The 19426-nt window shown below is 43.2% G+C and carries 11 protein-coding genes; 5 read left to right on the forward strand and 6 right to left on the reverse strand.

Annotation, left to right across the window (positions count from 1 at the left end; genetic code table 11):
• A complete protein-coding gene (locus tag OC538_RS08175; RefSeq protein WP_262174269.1) occupies window positions 1-2733 on the reverse strand; it encodes a 5'-nucleotidase C-terminal domain-containing protein in 2733 nt (910 codons plus the stop codon).
• A 1384-nt stretch (window positions 2734-4117) separates the two neighbouring features.
• Here OC538_RS08175 and OC538_RS08185 point away from each other — a divergent pair.
• Both OC538_RS08185 and OC538_RS08190 read left to right on the forward strand, forming a co-directional pair.
• Window positions 4118-4312, forward strand: a complete 195-nt coding sequence (locus tag OC538_RS08185) for a hypothetical protein (protein WP_262174271.1) — start codon at window positions 4118-4120, stop codon at window positions 4310-4312.
• Between the two features lie 24 nt (window positions 4313-4336).
• Entirely contained in the window at window positions 4337-5209 is an 873-nt protein-coding gene (locus OC538_RS08190; protein ID WP_262174273.1) for an integrase core domain-containing protein, read from the forward strand.
• A gap of 680 nt (window positions 5210-5889) precedes the next feature.
• Here the strand turns inward: OC538_RS08190 and OC538_RS08195 are convergent.
• The 3 genes from OC538_RS08195 to OC538_RS08205 form a co-directional block, all read right to left on the reverse strand.
• Window positions 5890-9120: an S-layer homology domain-containing protein gene (locus tag OC538_RS08195; protein ID WP_262174275.1), complete on the reverse strand. Its 3231-nt coding sequence runs from the start codon at window positions 9118-9120 to the stop codon at window positions 5890-5892.
• 413 nt (window positions 9121-9533) lie between these two features.
• Window positions 9534-10823, reverse strand: a complete 1290-nt coding sequence (locus tag OC538_RS08200) for a nucleotide sugar dehydrogenase (protein WP_262174278.1) — start codon at window positions 10821-10823, stop codon at window positions 9534-9536.
• Window positions 10824-10844: 21 nt separating this feature from the next.
• A complete protein-coding gene (locus tag OC538_RS08205) occupies window positions 10845-11564 on the reverse strand; it encodes a WecB/TagA/CpsF family glycosyltransferase (protein WP_262174281.1) in 720 nt (239 codons plus the stop codon).
• Between the two features lie 256 nt (window positions 11565-11820).
• Between OC538_RS08205 and csaB the strand changes: the two genes are divergently transcribed.
• The 3 genes from csaB (at window position 11821) to murJ (ending at window position 15725) form a co-directional block, all read left to right on the forward strand.
• On the forward strand, window positions 11821-12942 hold the full coding sequence (gene csaB / locus OC538_RS08210; protein WP_262174283.1) for a polysaccharide pyruvyl transferase CsaB: 1122 nt from the start codon (window positions 11821-11823) through the stop codon (window positions 12940-12942).
• Between the two features lies 1 nt (window position 12943).
• A complete protein-coding gene (locus OC538_RS08215) occupies window positions 12944-14122 on the forward strand; it encodes a glycosyltransferase family 4 protein (RefSeq protein ID WP_262174285.1) in 1179 nt (392 codons plus the stop codon).
• Window positions 14123-14213: 91 nt separating this feature from the next.
• A complete protein-coding gene (gene murJ, locus OC538_RS08220; RefSeq protein ID WP_262174286.1) occupies window positions 14214-15725 on the forward strand; it encodes a murein biosynthesis integral membrane protein MurJ in 1512 nt (503 codons plus the stop codon).
• A 548-nt stretch (window positions 15726-16273) separates the two neighbouring features.
• Here the strand turns inward: murJ and OC538_RS08225 are convergent.
• Together OC538_RS08225 and OC538_RS08230 are read right to left on the reverse strand one after the other, a co-directional pair.
• Complete coding sequence (locus OC538_RS08225; protein ID WP_262174288.1) at window positions 16274-18319, reverse strand: S-layer homology domain-containing protein; 2046 nt, start codon at window positions 18317-18319, stop codon at window positions 16274-16276.
• Between the two features lie 67 nt (window positions 18320-18386).
• Window positions 18387-19418, reverse strand: a complete 1032-nt coding sequence (locus OC538_RS08230) for an NlpC/P60 family protein (RefSeq protein ID WP_262174291.1) — start codon at window positions 19416-19418, stop codon at window positions 18387-18389.
• Window positions 19419-19426: the final 8 nt, after the last annotated feature.

Raw genomic sequence — 19426 nt, forward strand, 5'->3', positions numbered from 1 at the left:
TTAATCGACGATTGTATCTCCATCTACTTCAACATCATCTAAATTAAAGCCCGCGCCATTTAAATCAGTAAGAATTAAATCTCCTTCAACTTTAATGTTAGATATCCTTAGAGCCTCTGTTAAAGTTCCAAAGATCGTCAAGTTTCCTCGTACAACTGCATGTCCTAATTCAAGAACTTTAGAAATGTCCACAGTTACATCTCCGTTATAAACTTTTGGAGCATCCACTGTACCTGAGAATTCTTCACCGTCATAGTCACCAGCGGGGTATCCATTTTCTTTTGCAATATCAACGATACGACCTTCAACTTCCGGGTCTACAGTCACCAATGAAACTAAATGGTCACGGAAATTTTCCCAGTCGGAGAGGCCAAGATCTACCACGCGTCCTTCTTCATAAGCTCTTTTGAAGACATCAAAACCATCTCCGCCTTTTGCAGTGAAAGCGTTCGTTGCAATTGTATATGTCTTAGCGTCTTCAATTTCAACATATACATCGTTGCCCGAGTTATATTTAACAGAAACAACACGATCACCTACCGGTTTGGATGAATCGAATTCCACTTTTGCACCGGAGACATGAAGGAATCCGCCATTTTCTTTAGGGTATTCTTTGAAGCTTGTTTCAAATGCTTCTTTAATCTCAGCACCTGTCAATTTCATCATTGCTAACGTGTTGCCAAATGGGAGAACTTCAATGACTTCTCCGACAGTGATGGGACCTTGGTTAATCGGCTTACGAATTCCTCCACCATTTTGCATTGCCATAATTACATCCGGAGCATATTCTTTGGCCTTGGCGAGCATTCCGTCGGTAATTACGTTTCCTAGTGGAGTTTCATTGCTACGAACACTAATATTGCTTGAATCAGAAAGACGAGGGTTGGCAAGCTCTTTAACTGCAACAGATCCAGTTTCCTCATTTTTCACCTGATTAATCCTGTCAGCGTATTTCTTTAAGATCTCAGCAGCATCTGGATCTTCCACTTTTGAACCGATCGGTATCAATTCTCCATTATGCTCAACAACTATCCCATTTTTATCAAACGCGACATCTAGTGTTCCAAGATTCTCAGCGTATTGGTAAGCTTGGACTATAATCGTTGGCTGCTTCTTATTTGTAAATAATACTGGTTTGTCAAGTTTCGTATGGCTATGCCCACCAACTATAATGTCGATTCCTTCAACGGCTTTCGCCAACTCAAGATCGTTGTCAACAGCTGGATTATCATCATATCCAATATGTGTAATGGCGACGATCTTATTGACACCCATTGCTTCGAATTCTGCTACCATCTTTTTGGCTTGTTCAATATAATTCGAGAAAGTAATTGAACCAGGGCTAGAGATATCTACAGTATCAGCAGTCGTCAAACCGAAAATACCGACCTTTTCGCCGTTGACTTCTTTAACGATTCCTGTGTAAATATTTCCATTGTTAGGAGCGGAAGAAATCTTTGTATTAAACAAACCTGTGAATAACTTATCCTTCGAGAAATCCACGTTCGATGAGACGAACGGAAATTGTGCCGCTTCAATGAAATCTACTAATGCCTGATGACCTTGCTCGCTTGAACCTAAATCGAATTCATGGTTACCAAAGGTCATTGCATCCACTTTCATGAGGTTCATGAATTCTAGATCAGCTTGTCCAAGGAATTCATTGAAATACAGCGTCCCAGAGAATACATCTCCTGCATCGAGAAGTAATGCACTCGGTTTTTTTGTTCGGACTTCTTTGACAGCGGTCACTCTCTTAGCTGCATTATCTAAATGGGAATGTGTGTCATTGAAATGCATGATTGATAGAACATAGTTTTTGTCTTTTGGAGGAGTTGGACTTGGAGTATAGATAACTTGTTGATTGACAACGACTGTGATTATAAGTTCTTTGGCTTTATTTCCTGCCTTATCCTGCGCACTATAGGTTACTGTGTATGTGTCAGGTCTTAACGTGTTAATTCTGTCTACTACTTCCTTCTTGCTATTTTGAATCACTGTCGTCACTTTTACATTTCCATCTTTATCATCAGTAGCAGTAACGTTCGGAAGTGAAAAGGTTGCTCCATATGAAAGAGTTAACGATTTTACCCCCTCATAATGAATGACAGGCGGTGTTTCATCTACAACAGAATCTTTTAGTATAGCTCGTCCACGAAAAACAAATAGAGCAAATTCTCCACGCGTCACTGACTGGGACGACCCGAATTCATTGGCACTTTTTCCCCTTGCAATGCCGCTACTCACCAAAGCATCGACATATGGTGCCCAATTCGAATTTACATCTTTAAATTTCGTTTTATTACTTTCGGCTTTTAACCCATATGCATTTGATAGAATTTTTGCCAATTCAACTCGTGTGATCACATCATCAGGTGCAAAGCTTGTTTTACTTTTTCCAGAAAGAATGCCAGCTTTGTAAAGTGCATTTACTGCTCCCATTTGAAGCCGGTTTACATCCTTAAAAGGAATATCGGAAACATTTGAAGTATCCAAGTATAAGGCTTTCGCTATCATGACAGCTACATCCCCACGTTTTAGAGTTTCCGATATACCAAAATATCCATCTCCTAACCCTTTGGCAATCCCATTAGCAGTTAAATATGCAACCGCATCTGAATATTGACCTGTAGAGTCTTTAAACTCTGCTGATGCAGGTGTTACTGCGGATGCAACTAGAGTCGCAACTGCTGCTGTCGTTAGAAACTTACGGTATTTTTTACTTGTCACCATTAGTCCTTGACCCTCCGTGAATTGTATTAACACAAGTTTCCAAGTGTTTACGAGTCATTGTATCAAAGGACTAAACTTAAAGCCACAAAAATTTGAAAAAATTTAGTTATTTAGTCTCAAATAATTTGTTGAATATTGTAAGTTTGTCTGTTCTGTTAATTCCTTTTACCCACAAAATATTACTTTATTATTGAATTCTGTCCAGATTTTCTCCCTAGTGCCTTTTTATGTATATTACTGTCGAAATGTCTTCCTACCAATCTTATTGAAATCCAGCATAAAATGCATAATTCTATTAAATTCGATTCATCCCTACACGACTCTTGCACTACCCGCAGCTCAGCATTCTTTTTTTGTGAAAATAAATCCGCAAGTGTCATTTGAATAGATTTGATTAAATGGGAAATACCGGGTCTCGACCAAAAAAACACCTGCCGTGATCCATCGCGTTTGGACTGGCACTACACACCAACTTGTTGTTTCAAGGAGCATTCCTATCGTTCCGGAACTACGATGCTAAGTATGTAACATTGTGAAATACACAAGGCACAACGAGTTGTGCGCGGATTGTAAGCTCGAGGGCATTTGCCAGAATGTATACAAAGCTAAAATCACCATTGACTGTTAGAATCAGCAAAATACGGATTTTTATTTAATTTATTGGTACACACATATCAATCGCATTACATCACCAGGAATGAACGAGAAAAAGAAATATCCAATTTCGTGGAAAAAGGAAGGCAGCTCTCCCACGGAACTGCAAATAACTATTTAAAGAAATTAGGTGCAAGAGATTCATTCGTGTCAAAAGATTCATTCATGGAAAAGGTATAGCTGGAAGAGGTCTTGGGGCTTTCCTTAAAATGATTAAAGTAGAATTCAAGCAAGCAGTTCTATTGAACAATCTCTCCGACACGAAATTATAATGCCGAACGAATTAAATTTGGCGCTAACAAATGGATTCCTACTAGAGACTTATAAACGAATCGACAGCCACCTTCACAGAATCAGTGCACCAAGATAAAACAAAATGCAATAATCACTAGATTAATTGATTACGGTCATCCGATTTCACCACTCATGACATCATCAGATATAACCTTTGAAATATAGAAAAAACAACCCCAGCAGAAATTACTCTCGCCTACGGTTATAGGTTACGATTATTGTGAATTGAATCGGTGCGAGGTTCCCGAACTTATGTCCACTCACTTTGAAGACACAAACTTCTATTGCGGCAAGCCTCCTTTACGACAGGCTATGTCTGCATGTCTGAGGTAAGTTTTTTTCATATGTATACATTCCTTTCCCGTTTCATCCATCGCTCCATACCAAAGATTGAAAGATTGATTGTATGGCGTACTAGATGCGAGGGGGTATTTACATGAATCTATATAATTTACGCATCTATATAATAGAGTGGCTACAGTATGCAATTCACTTTCTGCAACTCTACTTCCAATCAACGCATACAATCAGGATGGAAAATATCGCTCTAAGAAGTCAATTGGCTTTATATGTCCAACGTTATGAAAAAGAAACGCTGCCAAAACCAACGCCAACTCCAGCATTCCGGTAACTTTGGGTACTTCTCTCGAAAAACATGACCAATTGGAAAGAAGTACTGCTAATCGTCAGGCCAGAGACTGTCATCCGTTGGCATCGTACAGCATTCAAGATGTATTGGAGCCGACTCTCGAAGAGAAATGGTCGACCAGCTATTTCGAAAGAAACCATTCAACTCATTAAACGCATACATAAGGAAAACCCATTGCTATCGCCTGAGAAAATTCATGAAAGGATGCTGGTTCTTGGGATAAAACATACACCCGCTCCTAACACCATCGCAAAATATCTATCTGTTACCAGAAAGCCGCCTTCTGATCGACAGATCCAATCTTGGAAGACCTTTCTGAAGAATCATCATCATGAACTATGGGCAACCGATTTTTTTACCATTCCAACATATAAGTTCCAAATTCTTTATGGTTTGGTCATCATCCACCATCAAACCCGTCAAATCGTCTATTTCGCCGGTACCACGAACCCTACGGCTCAATGGACCATACAGCAATTTCGAAACGCAACGCCTTTCGAAAAAGCACCCAAGTATCTACTACATGACAATGATCCGATTTTCTGTTCCAGGGCGTTTCAGTCGTTCCTTAAATCTTCAGGAATTACTTCAAAGAAGACGGCCTATCGCTCGCCGTGGCAGAATCCTTATGCGGAAAGAGTCATTGGAACAATCAAAAGGGAATTACTAGACCACGTCATTCCGCTGAACGAGCGGCACTTGCATTCGCTACTCCGGGAGTACATTAACTATTACAATACCGAACGGCCACATCAGGGAATCAGCGGCAATACACCGACCCCTCCTCCAATTCAGTTTCCGACGACGGCGGAGAAGACAAATCTAGAAGCGACATCCGTATTAAACGGGCTCTATCATTCGTATAAAAAGATCGCATAACATCGACACTGGTTAATTTTAAAAAACCTTCAAGAAAGGCTTATTTGGCATGCCTTTCTTTTTTGCATTCACTTTTCACAAAGAAACTATAGATACAGAAGGGAGTTTCGCATACAAGATAAGAAAAGCCATCCGGGGAAATCTGAGTGATTTCTGTCTGGATGGACTTTTTGAAGGTGACAGGGTTACTATTCTAATTTTCCATTTACAAACCGGGGATTCATTTTCAATTTCTGGTTTCACTGAATTCGATAGTGTTTTATATTAGGATTCACTCCAAGAATACCCTTATCATATTGCCATCTCTCTGGAACTCTATTTTTCCATGCAAACTGTAATTCCTATTTCTTCATGTTAATCTTGGAATATCCTCTCAAAAAAGTTCATCACATGGGAATGATCACCTTATATAGAGAGATGTCTAGACATTATTTTTTTAAAAAAATACGATATGGATGCAAGATTAGATACTATTGGATTTCGGCAAAAAAGAAAATCCCTCTCTTTTACAGATAGACAGGGATTTTACTTATTTATCGGATGTAACAGTTAGAAAAAGACCCCAGTAAATAAATGTTAATTATATATAGGAATATATAATAGGTTTTTATTTCTGAGGTCTTATTTCCACTTATTTCGTTCTAATTAGAACTTATAAAGTAACGTTTCGTTTAAAATGATCAAGGAGTAACATCAACAGTTACTGCAACAGTAGCAGTATCTTTAGTTTTACCAGACGCAGTATGCGTTACAGTATAAACTACATTTGATGTACCGTCAGCAACTAATTTTCCGTCTGTATCATAGATAGCTGGAGCTGAAGTTGATTTAACAGCAATAGAGTATCCAGATGGAACAGATGGGAGAGCAGTTGTACCTGCCGCTGCTGCTGCTGGTGCAAAAGTAGTGCCAACTGCAGTTGCTTGAGCATCAACTAATCCTTGCTCTTTTGTTTGTAATGTAGCTTCATTAGTAACCAAAGCTTTTTGAGCTGTTGTTAAGCCATTGTAAGCTGTTCTTGCAGCTTCAACTTGACTTTGACTAGATGCTGAGTTGATTTGAGCAATTACTGCATCAGCAGCAGCTTGGTCAGCAACTGCGCCTTGAGCTGCTACGCTTTGCGCTTTAACTTCAGAACCTTTTTTAAGAACGTTACGACGAGCGTCTTCAACATCTCCCACAAGTGTAACAGTTGGAGCTACTGAAAGATCGTTAACATCTAGTTCTTTCACAAATACTGTAACTTCACCAGTTCCAGTATGTGCGATACTTTGGACTTCGTAGCCTGCAACTGAGAAGTCTTCGTCAGAAACAGATGGTGCGTAAAGTGCTTCTGAGAAAGTAACTACGAAACGATCAACATGGTTATTGCTGTCGTTATCCTTAGCATTAGCAGCGACAAGTTTAGGAGCAAGCTTGTCAATTGCAGTTTCTGTAAAGTCTAAAGCAGTTCCAAATTCATTTTGAGCACCTTTTGTTGCTCCTTGTACTCCAGCTGATGATACTGTACGTACCTGTACAGAATTACCAGCTGCAACAGCTGTATTTGTAATTTCTTTGCCATCTGGCAAAGTGATTGTGATTACAGTATCTCCGCCTTCAACAACACTTGACGATACACGTGTTGGAGCAAACCAAGATGTACCATTATCAATAGAAACTTCAAAGTCTTCATGTGTTGCACCTGAAACAACTTCATCCTCGATTATAACTTTCACTTGTTTACTTCCAGTTACTTGTGCTTCATCAGCAGTGATTGCAGCAACAGTACTTAAGAATGTTACAGGTGTAACGAAAGCTGAAGTAAAGTTACCAGCAGCATCTTTTACTCGTCCAACATTAATTGTACCACCAGCAGTTGGTGCAGTTTTGAAAGTAATTACAACAGCTTTGTTGCCGTTGATTGCTGTAATTGTATCATCTTTAGAAAGAGCAGCACCATTCAATTGATAGTTACTCTTGCTAAGGATTGAGTCCACGTCCATTGCTTCACTGAAGTTAACTCGTACTTTATCAGTAGCAATTCTTGAAGCAGATACTACACTTGGTTTCACTTCATCTTTCGCTGCAAAAGTAACAGTTACTGTTTCTAATTTATTACCAGCTACAGAACGATCTTTTACTTCTTTAACTTCAAGAGTATGGTTTCCACCATTGATAGTATCAGTAGTTAACACGATTACATTGTTAGTGCCAGCTTTGAAAGCAGCACCAGTTACAGCAATTTTATCGCCATTAGCGTCTTTTAACGTGTAGTTTGCAGTGTTGCGAGCACCATTAGTTGCAGCACTATCTAATACCGCTTCAGAGAATGCAACTTCAATCTTAGTTGAATCTACAAATGTTACTGAACTTACAGTTGGTTTCACATTGTCTACAGAAGTAGCAATAGTGAATGTAGTTTCAGCAAACTCGTTACCCCAGTTGTCTTTAACTAATTGTGCTTTCTCATCAGCATACTTGAAGTACATTGTTGTAGAACCTGGAGGGAATGGTTTAGATGCTCCGAAGTCAACTACAAATGTTTGACCGTCACCAGTCGGGTTTGTAACATTAGCACCCGTAACTTGGTTCAAAGAAGAGTTACGAGTATGAGTGAATAGCGCATTACCATTTCCAATTAAGGAAGCTGCATCAATCTTCTTGTTGAACTTAATTGTTGCAGTTGTTTCTGTATTTGCTACAAGATCAGCAGATACAGGAGTTTTGTCAATTACGAATGAGAATTCAATATCTCTTGGCGCAACTTTATACCCAGCATAATCCTGAAGCGCATTGTTTGCACCAGAACGAATAGTTAATTTGTGTTCGCCTTCTGAAATATCAGAAAGTGTTTTAAGAGTTACAGTATTTCCACTGTATACTGCATAAGTTGTATCTAATGCCACTTGGCCACCATCAAGTTGGAAAGAACGAACAGTGTCGAGTTTAGATACAGTTTCATCTAAAGGCTCAGAGAAAGTAACTTCGATTAAACGAGGTCCGACGCCTTTAGCTGATTGTGATGCAGGAATAGCAGTATCTGATACAGCAAATTTAGTTTCAAAGTCTTTAGCAAGACCAGCTTTTGCAGCAATTTTTAGTTCGTTGTTCTTAGAGTAGTTAACCAATTTGTCAGCTTCTGCTAATAGAAGTGTTACATTTTTCTCGTTAACAGTAACTTTCAATGGAGTATCTCCATTAACTGAGTAGTTAGCTACGTTTGCAGCTTCAGTACCAGTTAATTCTGAAGTTAATTCCACAACAACCTCTACAAGGTTAGTCGCACTTACCGAAACAACTTCTGGAGTAGCTGGTGGTGCAGGTACTAGTTCTACCTCAGCACGGTAGATAAATAGAGCGAACTCTCCACGTGTCAAGTTGTCAGTTGGAGCGAAAGTTGTATCTGTCTTACCAAGAGTGATTCCAGCTTCTTTAAGAGCGGAAACATATCCGATCCAGTTGCTGTTCACATCTTTGAAGTTAGCATTTTCTTTTGCAGTCAACTTATAAGCGTTAGCAAGCATTTTCGCCATTTCTTGACGAGTGATGTAGTCAGCTGGAGCGAATGCAGTAGCAGTTTTACCGCTAGCGATTTTCGCTTCAACGATTGCGTTGACAGCACCTGCTACACGAGCGTTAACATCTTGGAAACCTGCATCTGGTGCAGAAGTAGTATCCAATTTAAGAGCATTAGCGATCATGACCGCAGCGTCACCGCGAGAGATGTTGCTGTTCGTACCGAAAGTAGTTTCAGTAGTTCCTTTTGCGATTCCGTTTTCTACCAAGTAGTTTACTTCTTTTTCGTAAGTTTTGCTTACGTCCTTGAAATCAGTTGCCGCTGAAGCGACTGGTACGATTGCTGTTGCAACTAGTGTTGCTGTTGCAGCCGAAGCCACAAACTTTTTGTAGGCTTTTGGTTGATGAGCCATGTGTAGAATTCCTCCCTATTGTATGATTACATTTATGAAGCTTTCATATGAACCTGGTAGTCTACAAGATTCAATATGTATTATACCAACCATACGCATAATAATCTACCTTTATTTTCAAGGGGATTAAATTTACTTTATTAGATAAGTAGATTTGAAAACTTGAAATTGAAAGTATATTATCATGCATACCTCGGCATGTCAGCTCTTTAACAAGTATAGCAAAGTTTTAAAAAAACTCAAGCTATATTAATCTATCTTCTGAAAATTCGTCTTTTGCACGCTGTGTAGGTATAATCTATTAATCTAAAACGATGGTTTCAAAAATGAAATTTCTTTTTATGAAACTGGGCATGTAAAAAGGCCGACAAAAATGCCGGCCTTTCTTGTTAACTCTATTATTATTCTTACTTTCACATCGGACTGTTTTTCGAATCCCCTAACACGTACACTTCAAATCCAGCTGCTCGCCATTTTTCTCGGTCAATGCATTGTTTTGTATCGATGATGATTCTACTTTCCATTACATCGGCTATTTCTGCTGGATCGAGATCCTTGAATTCATTGTGGCTTGTTAAAATGATGGCTGCTTGAGCCCCTTCCAACGCCTCATCCATTTTTTGCGTTTGGATTTCCAAATTGTTCTTTTTAATATGTGGATCGAATGCAACGACATTCAAAGCCCTCTTTTGCAATTCCTCTACGACGTCGATGGACGGACTCTCCCTCATGTCGTCAATGTTTCCTTTGAAGGCTAGACCTAGTACTGCCACCTTCGCTTCATTCGTATCAATCCCTTTGGCCTGCAAGATTGTCGTAAGCAGATCTGCTGTGTAGGCGGGCATGCCATCATTCGTCTTGCGTGACAGGTTGATGATCTTGGCGATTTCCGGATTTAATTCAACAAGGAACCATGGATCGACGGCGATGCAATGCCCTCCGACGCCTGGTCCTGGTTGATGGATATTGACGCGCGGGTGGAAGTTCGCGAGACGGATTGCTTCCCAGACATCCACGCCGATTGTTGCGGAAAGTTTTGCAAGTTCGTTTGCTAATGCAATATTGACATCGCGATATGTGTTTTCCATCACTTTGACTAGTTCTGCAGTCGTATCGTCCGTCTCGTGCATATGTCCTTTGACGAATGAACGGTAAAGTTCCGATGTCATTTTTGCGGATTCTTCATTGACTCCCCCAATGATGCGATCATTTGAAATGAGTTCTTCGAATACACGGCCAGGAATCACCCGTTCAGGTGAATGGGAGACGAATAGTTCGGTCCCGATTTCGAGTCCAGTCGGGATGAGTTCCGGAATGACGACATCTTGAACGGTTCTTGGAGGAACTGTCGACTCAAGAATGACGAGGTTCCCTTTTTCAACGAATGGAGCGATTGCTTTCGCCGCACTTCGGATATATTCGAGATTAGCTGTTTTGTCTTCTTTGATCGGCGAAGGCACTGCTAGGATGAATACATCCGCCTTTATCGGTGTAGTGGAAACTGTGAACATGTTTGAGTCGATTGCTTCATCTAAACGTTCTTGCAAACCGTTCTCTTCAATATGAAGATGTTTGTTGCGGATGCTTTCCACTACGCTTTCATTGATATCGACACCGTGCACTTTATGTCCGTGGTTGGCAAACATGACTGCTGTCGGCAATCCGATATATCCTAGTCCGATTATGCAAATTGACTTTTTCATATTGAAAGACTCCTAACTTTTTTAGTTTCTTCTATTAAATAAGATGTTCATCAGGAAGAGGGGCAAGTTCATTTGGCGCTTGATCCGTTTTGGATCGCTTGCCAGCCGGTACAGCCACTCGGTGCCTGTATTCCTGAAGATTGCGGGTGCCCGTTTGACAGTTCCGGAGAAGACGTCAAAGCTGCCGCCGACCCCTTGAAATACTAAGACGTTCTTCAGCTTATCCATGTTTCGTCTTATCCAAAGTTCTTGCTTCGGGCTGCCGAGGGCTACGAAGATAATTTCAGCACCGCTATCGTTAATGCGCTGTATGAGTGCTTCTTCATCTTGTTCATACCCATCTGTCATTCCCGCTATTCCGATACCGGGGTGTTGTTGTTTTATGTTATTGGCCGCTTTTTCGACGACCTCTTTTTTCGCACCATATAAATAGATGGGATGGTGTTCATCTGCGGCGAATTTCAGCAGCCTCGCCATCATGTCAACGCCTGTGACGCGGGAATTAATCTTCCCTTTTTTCATTTTGGATGCCAGCAATATGCCTACGCCGTCCGCTATTTGAAACGTCGACCCGTTAATAAGATCCTTCACTTCCGGGTTCTTTTGTGCTGTCATCACCTTTTCCGGGTTGACGGCGATGATTGTGGACTGTTCACCGGCTGCCATCCGGGTTTTTATTTCCGTAATGATTCCTTCATATGTAAGAGGCGACACATGGACGCCAAGGTACGTTTCTTTCATTGTCTGACCCTCGATTCGTTGCATTCAATTGTATAAGTATAGCAGAAACCCAAAGCGGTTGCATAGCCATTGGGAACGATGATAGAATGAGTAAGAATTAACGATATAAGTAATTTGTTGAGAGATGACTTTTCATTTAAAGAAGAGGGCAACATTTTTATTCAGTAATTCGTCCTATATAAAAAGTCGACTTACATTTATTTATAACTATGCTTTCACGGCTTCGTGGAAGCTTTTGTTTTGAGGAGGATATCCATTGAAAATAGTGATTTCAGGTTTTTACGGACTTGGAAATACAGGTGACGAGGCCATTTTGAAGGCCATTGTCGATAATTTGCGCGCTGAACTTGATAATCCCGATATTACCGTCTTTTCGCTGTCCCCTGCTAAGACTTCGAAGGAGCATAGCGTAAAATCGGTTTACAGGGGCTGGCGTCATGAAAACAAGGAAAAGGTGAAGGCGCTCCGGAATGCGGATCTGTTGATATCCGGAGGCGGCGGGTTGCTTCAGGATACATACCCGACGAAGTTTTTATTCGGTCCACTTCCCTATTACTTGCTCATTGTTTTATTGGCAAAGCTATGCGGAACGAAGGTCATGTTCTTCTCGCAAGGAATTGGCCCGGTGACAAGCAAATGGGGTAAGTTCCTTATGCGGGCGATTGCTAATAAAGCGGATTTCATTACCGTCAGGGACGAGTATTCGAAAGAGTATCTTGAGAATTTGAAAGTGACGAAGCCCGAGACGGTCGTTACTGCTGATATCGTGTTCGCTTTCAAGCCTACGGAAGACAATGTCGCTTATGCTTCACTCGGATTGAAGGGTGATAAACGACTTGTAGCGGTCGCCCCTCGGCCTTGGTTTGATCATGAGGATGAATATATTGAAAAGCTAGCATGGGTGTTGGATGAGCTCATTGAACAGAGGGGTGTAATGCCTGTATTCGTCCCTATGGAGCCGCCTTACGATACGAATGTATCGAAAAAAGTAATGGCAAAGATGAAGAATGCGAGCAAGACCCGGCTGTTAGGCGATTCATTCACACCGAATGAGTTTTATAATTTCATTTCCAGAACTGAATTGACGATCGCCTTGCGTTTGCATGCGTTGATATTCGCTGCGCTTTCGAATGTACCGCACATCGGCTTGAGCTATGACCAGAAGGTGGAAAGCTTCCTGAAGCGCTCGGGCATGTGGGACCGCTCTTTCCCTCTAGGAGATTTCACGAAGGAAGCATTGCTTGAAAATGCGCTTTACGTACTTGACCATGGTGCAGAGACGAAAGAGATGATTGCGCCGAATGTCGACGTGTTGCGGAAGGAAGCTGTTCGCAATGTCGATTTACTACGGGAACAATTTTTGGATGGAGGACGTTGAATTGAAAATATTATTGGCTACTGCATATGATTATCCCCATTTAGGCGGATTATCAGTCCATATGACAACTTTGAAGGCTGGACTTGAGTCACGGGGCCATACGGTGGATATCGTATCATTCTCAGATGTGCCTAAGTGGAAGCAGGACGGTGTTGTCCGCGGGCCGGCTTTCGTTTTGAATAAGATGAAAAAAGGTTCGGGTTATGTCTGGACGTTAAATCGACGGAAGGACGAGCTGGAGTCGCTTATTAAGGAGAAGGTTGCGGGCGGCGGGTATGACATCATCAATGCGCAGGATGCTTTTACGACGCTTGCCGCGCTAGAATCGGACGTTCCAGTCGCTAGTACGGTGCATGGCTATTTGACTTTCGAGGGCATTTCCAAAGGCACCGTCATGGAAGGCTCCACTGAAGCGGATAAGTTGAAAGAAGCTGAGTGGAAATCGTATAAGTCGACGCGTGAAGTGATTACGGTCGATACACGGATAAAGGATTATATCGAGAAAGAAACAGGCGTTGTCGGCAACATGATCAAGAACTTCATTGACGTCGAATCATTCAAGCCTGAAATTTCGCGTCGAGATGAGTTCCGTGAGAAATATGGCTTTGAGAAGGACGATATGATTTTCTTCGTTCCGCGCCGTTTGACGAAGAAGAACGGTGTCATTTACCCGATTTTATCGTTGCCAGCGGTTCTTGAGAAATTCCCGAAAGCGCGTGTCGTATTTGCGGGAACGGGCGAAATGATGGAGACAATGAAAGCGAAGGCTGCAGAGCTTGGCGTGGCTGATCGGGTGACGATGGTCGGCGCGGTGGATCATGCAGATATGATCCAGTATTATGCGTTGAGCAATGTGGCACTTGTCCCTTCGATCTATTCGGCAGGAGTGGAGGAAGCGACGTCCATTTCCGCATTGGAGGCGATGGGTTCCGGTGTTCCGTTGATCGCGTGCGCGGTTGGCGGCTTGAAGGAGATCATCGAAGACGGCGTGGACGGGCTGTTGGTGGAAGAGCAGAATGTCGAGGCGTTGAGCGAGGCAATGATCCGTTTGCTGGACGACCCTGCTTTCGGGCAGCAGTTGGCTGACACAGCGCGGGCTAAGATTGTTGCGGAGTATTCGCATTTCGCAGCGGCAGAAAAGTATGAGAAGATTTATGAGAAGGCTTTGAAGAAAAATTGATGAACTGATTGCTCCCCGCCCAGGCTGGGAGCTTTCTTTATGAATACAGATCGGCGTCTTTCGGATGCTGATGCAGGTTAGGTGGATGGATATGAGCAAATTAAAGAAAGCGGCTTTGTGGACGACGTTGCTTGCTCTCATGTTAAAAGTGTCGGGGTTCATTCGCGAGTCCATTGTTGCGAATGAGTTCGGGGCCTCACATGAAACGGATGCTTATTTCTTGGCGTTCGGGTTCATTACGCTTGTCGTGGCGATGATTTCGACGGGCTTCAATAATGTGTTTTTGCCGATGTATGTGAAGAGCCGCACGGGGAATCCGGACCATACTGACCGGAATGCGAATGCCCTCTTGAATTGGACGGTTTTATTATTCGTATTTGTGAGCGCGTTCGGCTGGTTTTTTGCGGATTGGTTCGTGCCGTTGATTTATAAAAAAGCGGTGTTTGAAACGAAAGTGATTGCTGTCGAGATGACACGGTTGTTTTTCGCTTTCATGACAATGATTGCGTTAAGCGGCTTGCTCGATTCTTATTTGCAGTCACGCCGGATTTTTGTTCCATCCCAGATGTCGAAGCTGCTGGCGACGTTGATGGCAGCATTGTCTGCAATTCTATTCAGTGACGTGTGGGGTATTTATTCGCTGGTGTACGGGTTTATTGCGGGGACGGTGATGGGTGTTATCGTTCAGGTCGTTGCACTCGCCCGCTCCGATTATAAGTGGCAACCTGTTTTCAATATGGAGAGGACGTTTGCGAAGGCATTTTTAGTGCTGATTATTCCATCGCTGTTGAATTCGGTTGTTGGCCAAGTGAATTTGTTTGTTAACAGGTATTTCGCTTCCGGGACAGAAGAGGCGGCGGTTACATATTTGAACAACTCATCGCTCATCATCAGTATTCCGAACGCGATCTATGCGACGACGCTTGCCGCCATCATTTTCACGCTGATGAGCGAGCAGACGGAGCAACTGGATAAATTCAAGGACACTGTTTTTCGCGGGATGGAAATTTCATTGGTGACGTTGCTGCCGATTGCGGTGGGCTTGCTGGTTGTCGGAGATGCTGTCGTTTCTTTCATTTATGAACGCGGGAAATTTACAGCGGCGGATACTTCAAATACGTATTTAACGTTATTGCTGTACTTGCCGATTATCGTGTTCCAGGGGATGCAGCTGATCCTGTCGAAATCTATGTATTCTAGAGGCAAGACCGCTGTTGTGTTCCGTATCAGTGTAACGACGATTGCAGTGAATCTCATTTTGAATTGGCTGTTGGTTGATAAGTATGGGTACCCGGCACTTGCGATATCAGCTTCAGTTGTGAGTGTTTATTATTTTGCGGTGTCGATGGCTGTAGTTTATAAGGATTTAGGGGCTGCAGAGTTGAAACGTGTTGCGCGGATGAGTTCGCGTGTTGTGGGACCGGCGATCGTGATGGGGCTTGCGGTGTGGGGAGCGAAGGTTTTGCTGCATGCGCAGGATTGGTATTCGCTTTATCAGTTGGCTGTGCTCGTACCCATTGGGGTTGTTGTTTATGCGGCAATGATCCGGGTGATGTACCGGGAAGGGTTTAATCGATTTGTTGGATTGTTGAGGCGTGGGTAAATAGTGTGTGGGATTTATGCGTGTATAGAGGTTTATGCGTCGGATTCAGGATTTATGCGTGAAGATGGCGGTTTATGCGTGAGATTGTAATGGTCGCGGGTGAATTGTATCTTCCTTGCGAAAACGCTGGTCGCGCCGAGTGCTTTTGACAATTTTATCTTTTATTCAAAGGAAAAAGTAGAGGGGATCCCCTCTACTTTTTTATTATCTTGTATTCAATTCTGTCAGGAAGTCGCCGCGGATCCAGCAGAATTTGTTATGCGTGAGAGTTGGGGTTTATGCGTGAATGCTGCGGTTTATGCGTGGAGTTTTGGATTTATGCGTGAATGCGGCGATTTATGCGTGGAGTTTTGGATTTATGCGTGAATATCGCGGTTTATGCGTGGAGTTTTGGATTTATGCGTGAATATCGCGGTTTATGCGTGAGATTGTAATGGTCGCGGGTGAATTGTATCTTCCTAGCGAAAACGCTGGTCGCGCCTAGTGCTTTTGACAATTTAATCTTTGATTCAAAAGAAAAAGTAGAGGGGATCCCCTCTACTTTTTTATTATCTTGTATTCAATTCTGTCAGGAAGTCGCCGCGGATCCATCCAAATTCGATGTGTTCTCCGTTGGCGTCTTTTGTAACGGAGTCTGCGAAGATTTTGTACCAGATGTAGCCGTCTGCACCTTTTTGCTGTTCGACAATGGCGACTGGGTAGCCGCTTTCGCCGCTTCGTCCAAGGTCGCGATCGCTGAATGAAAACAGCAATGTGTCAGATGAGACTACTGGTGCCGTTCTGACGTTCAATGATGACTTGATGTTCGTCATAGCAAGGCGGTATTTGTAGGCGTCCTTACCGCCCATCGCTCTGTCTGTTCTCCACATATGGCCTGAAATCTTAGCTCCCCATGTTGGATCAGATGCGTAATGGACGTTGAAGCCCGAGGTTTTATTACCAGGTGCAGCGCCTTTCGCATAAGCTGCTCCCGGTATGCCGTAGTTCTTGTTGGCGTATTCCAATACGAATGCTTCGATGCTTCGTTGCGGGGTGGCGTATTTCTCCCCTGCTTCCGGCGTGCTGTCGAATACCCTGATGCCAAATAGATTGTTTTTTTCGAGTGCGTTGCGGCTCATGCCGAAGTCACTTTCATGCATGGCAGTCGATAGGATGAAAAGACCGTTCACCCGATATTGTGCTTCCATTTCCTTTATGTAGGAACCTAAGCCGCGGAGCTTCGACTTCACGATTGCCCCTGCGTATCTCGACTGCCCGGTGTTCTCTTTCTCCGTTAGGATTTGGAGGATGAACGCGTCGATTTCCTCAGCTGTATACTCTGTCTTCGAACGGATTGATTGGAACTGGAAGTACGGATAATGTGTCCCAGCCACTTTCCCGGCACCATCCAAATAATGGACGCCATCTCTCGAATAGTATTTGGTTCCGATCTTCATGAACGATGGAACAGGACCGATATTGTATGCCCCGTAGGCATTCGTTAGATAGTTATACGTATAGTGGAGGAGCTCATTATTGCTGTTTCCGATATAGTAATCCTTTGCTTGATTAATGGAAACAGGTCTGAAATCGACTTGATTCTGCTTTACGTAGCCGACTGTGTCCCCCACTTGCACTTTGATGTAGTTTTCCGCGTATTCAAGAACGCCCATTTCACGGCCGGCCTCGATATACGTAAGCTGTGTCCCGAAGGATGGGCTTGAATAGATGACTGTATTCACACCTAGCGGACCTTGAGCAAATGCCATGCCGCTCTTGATGCGAAGCAGTTCTTTGCCTTTGTAGATTCCTTCAGCTATCGGACTGGCGGTAAATGCTTTGACCGCTTCCGCGTACGTATTGTATTTCTTGTCCAACAGCTTCATCGATTTATTTTCCACGACGGCAAGTTGGAATTTCTCCGGATCCGCTGCGGGTGGTGCTGGTGGTTGCGGAATTGATGGTTGTTCAGGCTCCACTTCAGGAATTTCATGTTTCGCTCGGAATGCGAGGAATCGGCTAAGTACAGCTGCGACTTGGTCCCGCTTTGAAAGCCCTGCTGGGTCGAATGTGATGATGGTACGTGTCGGATCTACTTTCGTCCCGTTCATGATTCCCGCTGCGAATACCGTTTTTGCTGCGCTGATCCCTTCCGTTGATGCAAATAGGGATTCATCTGTCAGCACGATGTCATTCGCATCGACTGTGATGCCTAAGTGGTTGATGGCACGGGCTGCTGTTACGGCCATTTCTTCCCTTGTCATTAATTTCAGGGGCATGAATTTACCATCCAACGTACCTTTCATGATCCCACTTTTTTGGATGGCTCCGATTTCACCTGCGATCGCGGATGACGGGTTCACGTCCGTGAATTCCGGCACTTCAGGTGATAGTCCCATTGTACGCGCAAGGAATGCTGCGAAATCTCCGCGATTCACGTCCGCTTTCGGATAGATTTTGCCGTCTGAGTATCCTTTAATAATTCCCCTGGATACCATTTCACGGACTTCTTTTTCCAATGTCAAACCTGTCAATTCATCTGCGTGAGAAATTGACGGTGTCAGTTGCAGCATGAGCATAAAGATGACGAACATCATTGCTAATTTGCGTTTCATTATTTTCCCCCTAAAAGCTTTGTCATCTTTCTATCGGTCTATGAATCAGTTATTTAAGATACAGACCTTAATTCGCATCGATGGCGCTATAAACAGCTGCTGCAAATTCAGCCCGCGTCACGATTTTGGTGAATTCATAGGACGGTGTTTGGAAGACGCCTGTCTTGTCCAACTGCTTTAAAGCGTTGATGGAATCGATTGCCCAATAGGTGGACGGAATGTCGACGTAGAGTGAGGAAATATAGACACGGTCGTCGACTTTCTTTTGCAGATTGAAGGCGCGATCGATAATGACAGCAAGCTGTGTCCGTGTCAGCTTGTCTTCCAAGCCGAATCTTCCGTCCTCGTACCCTCTTAAGATGTCCGCTTCATTCATCGCGGCAATATGTGCTGCGAACTGATGCTTTTTGTCGACATCCTTAAAATTCACTTCATTCGTCGGATTCAGTTTCAATACGCGATTCAGCATGGCTGCCGCCTGCCCACGGGTAATCGTTTCTTCCGGTTTGAATTGATTGTTTGGAAACCCGTTGATGATTCCGTTTCCGCTCAGTTTCAAAATGGCATTGAACGCCAGATGATCCGGAGAGATGTCTTCGAAAGTTATTTTGGGCAATGATGGTTCGGCCGGTGCTGAAGCCGATCCAATCATACGTTTCGCTCCTGCAAAGCGCGGCTCCCAGTAAGGATGTGAGAACAGCTTCGCTTTAGCGACGCCGCGTGTTTCATTTTCAGCGGAAATGAATTCATTGTTTCCTAAATAGATACCTGCATGGGAGATTCCCGGTTTGTATGTGTCTCTAAAGAAGAGCAGGTCGCCTGGCTGCAGGTCGGATGCATCTACGGGAACACCGTAATTGAATTGTCCTTCCGAAGTCCGCGGCAGCGAAATATTGAAATGGTTATAGACATAAACGATGAAGCCGGAGCAGTCAAATCCTGTTTCAGGCGTATTTCCACCGAATTTGTACGGAGTGCCTTCATAGACTTTCGCAAACTCTGCCGGGCTATTGGTCGATGCTTTTGCATGCAAACTCGGAAATGCAATTGTCATTACTAACAGCAACAGCATTATTTCTCTTATCTTTTTGAATTTCAATTTTCATT

Origin of the sequence: Saccharococcus sp. Marseille-Q5394 (genome assembly GCF_946901335.1) — a bacterium.
Classification (GTDB): domain Bacteria; phylum Bacillota; class Bacilli; order Bacillales_A; family Planococcaceae; genus Sporosarcina; species Sporosarcina luteola_C.

Excerpts from the sequence above, each read along its gene's own strand:
- OC538_RS08175 (WP_262174269.1), bottom strand. The coding sequence starts at position 2,733 with ATGGTGACAAGTAAAAAATACCGTAAGTTTCTAACGACAGCAGCAGTT.
- OC538_RS08185 (WP_262174271.1), top strand. The coding sequence starts at position 4,118 with ATGAATCTATATAATTTACGCATCTATATAATAGAGTGGCTACAGTAT.
- OC538_RS08190 (WP_262174273.1), top strand. The coding sequence starts at position 4,337 with ATGACCAATTGGAAAGAAGTACTGCTAATCGTCAGGCCAGAGACTGTC.
- OC538_RS08195 (WP_262174275.1), bottom strand. The coding sequence starts at position 9,120 with ATGGCTCATCAACCAAAAGCCTACAAAAAGTTTGTGGCTTCGGCTGCA.
- OC538_RS08200 (WP_262174278.1), bottom strand. The coding sequence starts at position 10,823 with ATGAAAAAGTCAATTTGCATAATCGGACTAGGATATATCGGATTGCCG.
- OC538_RS08205 (WP_262174281.1), bottom strand. The coding sequence starts at position 11,564 with ATGAAAGAAACGTACCTTGGCGTCCATGTGTCGCCTCTTACATATGAA.
- murJ (WP_262174286.1), top strand. The coding sequence starts at position 14,214 with ATGAGCAAATTAAAGAAAGCGGCTTTGTGGACGACGTTGCTTGCTCTC.
- OC538_RS08225 (WP_262174288.1), bottom strand. The coding sequence starts at position 18,319 with ATGAAACGCAAATTAGCAATGATGTTCGTCATCTTTATGCTCATGCTG.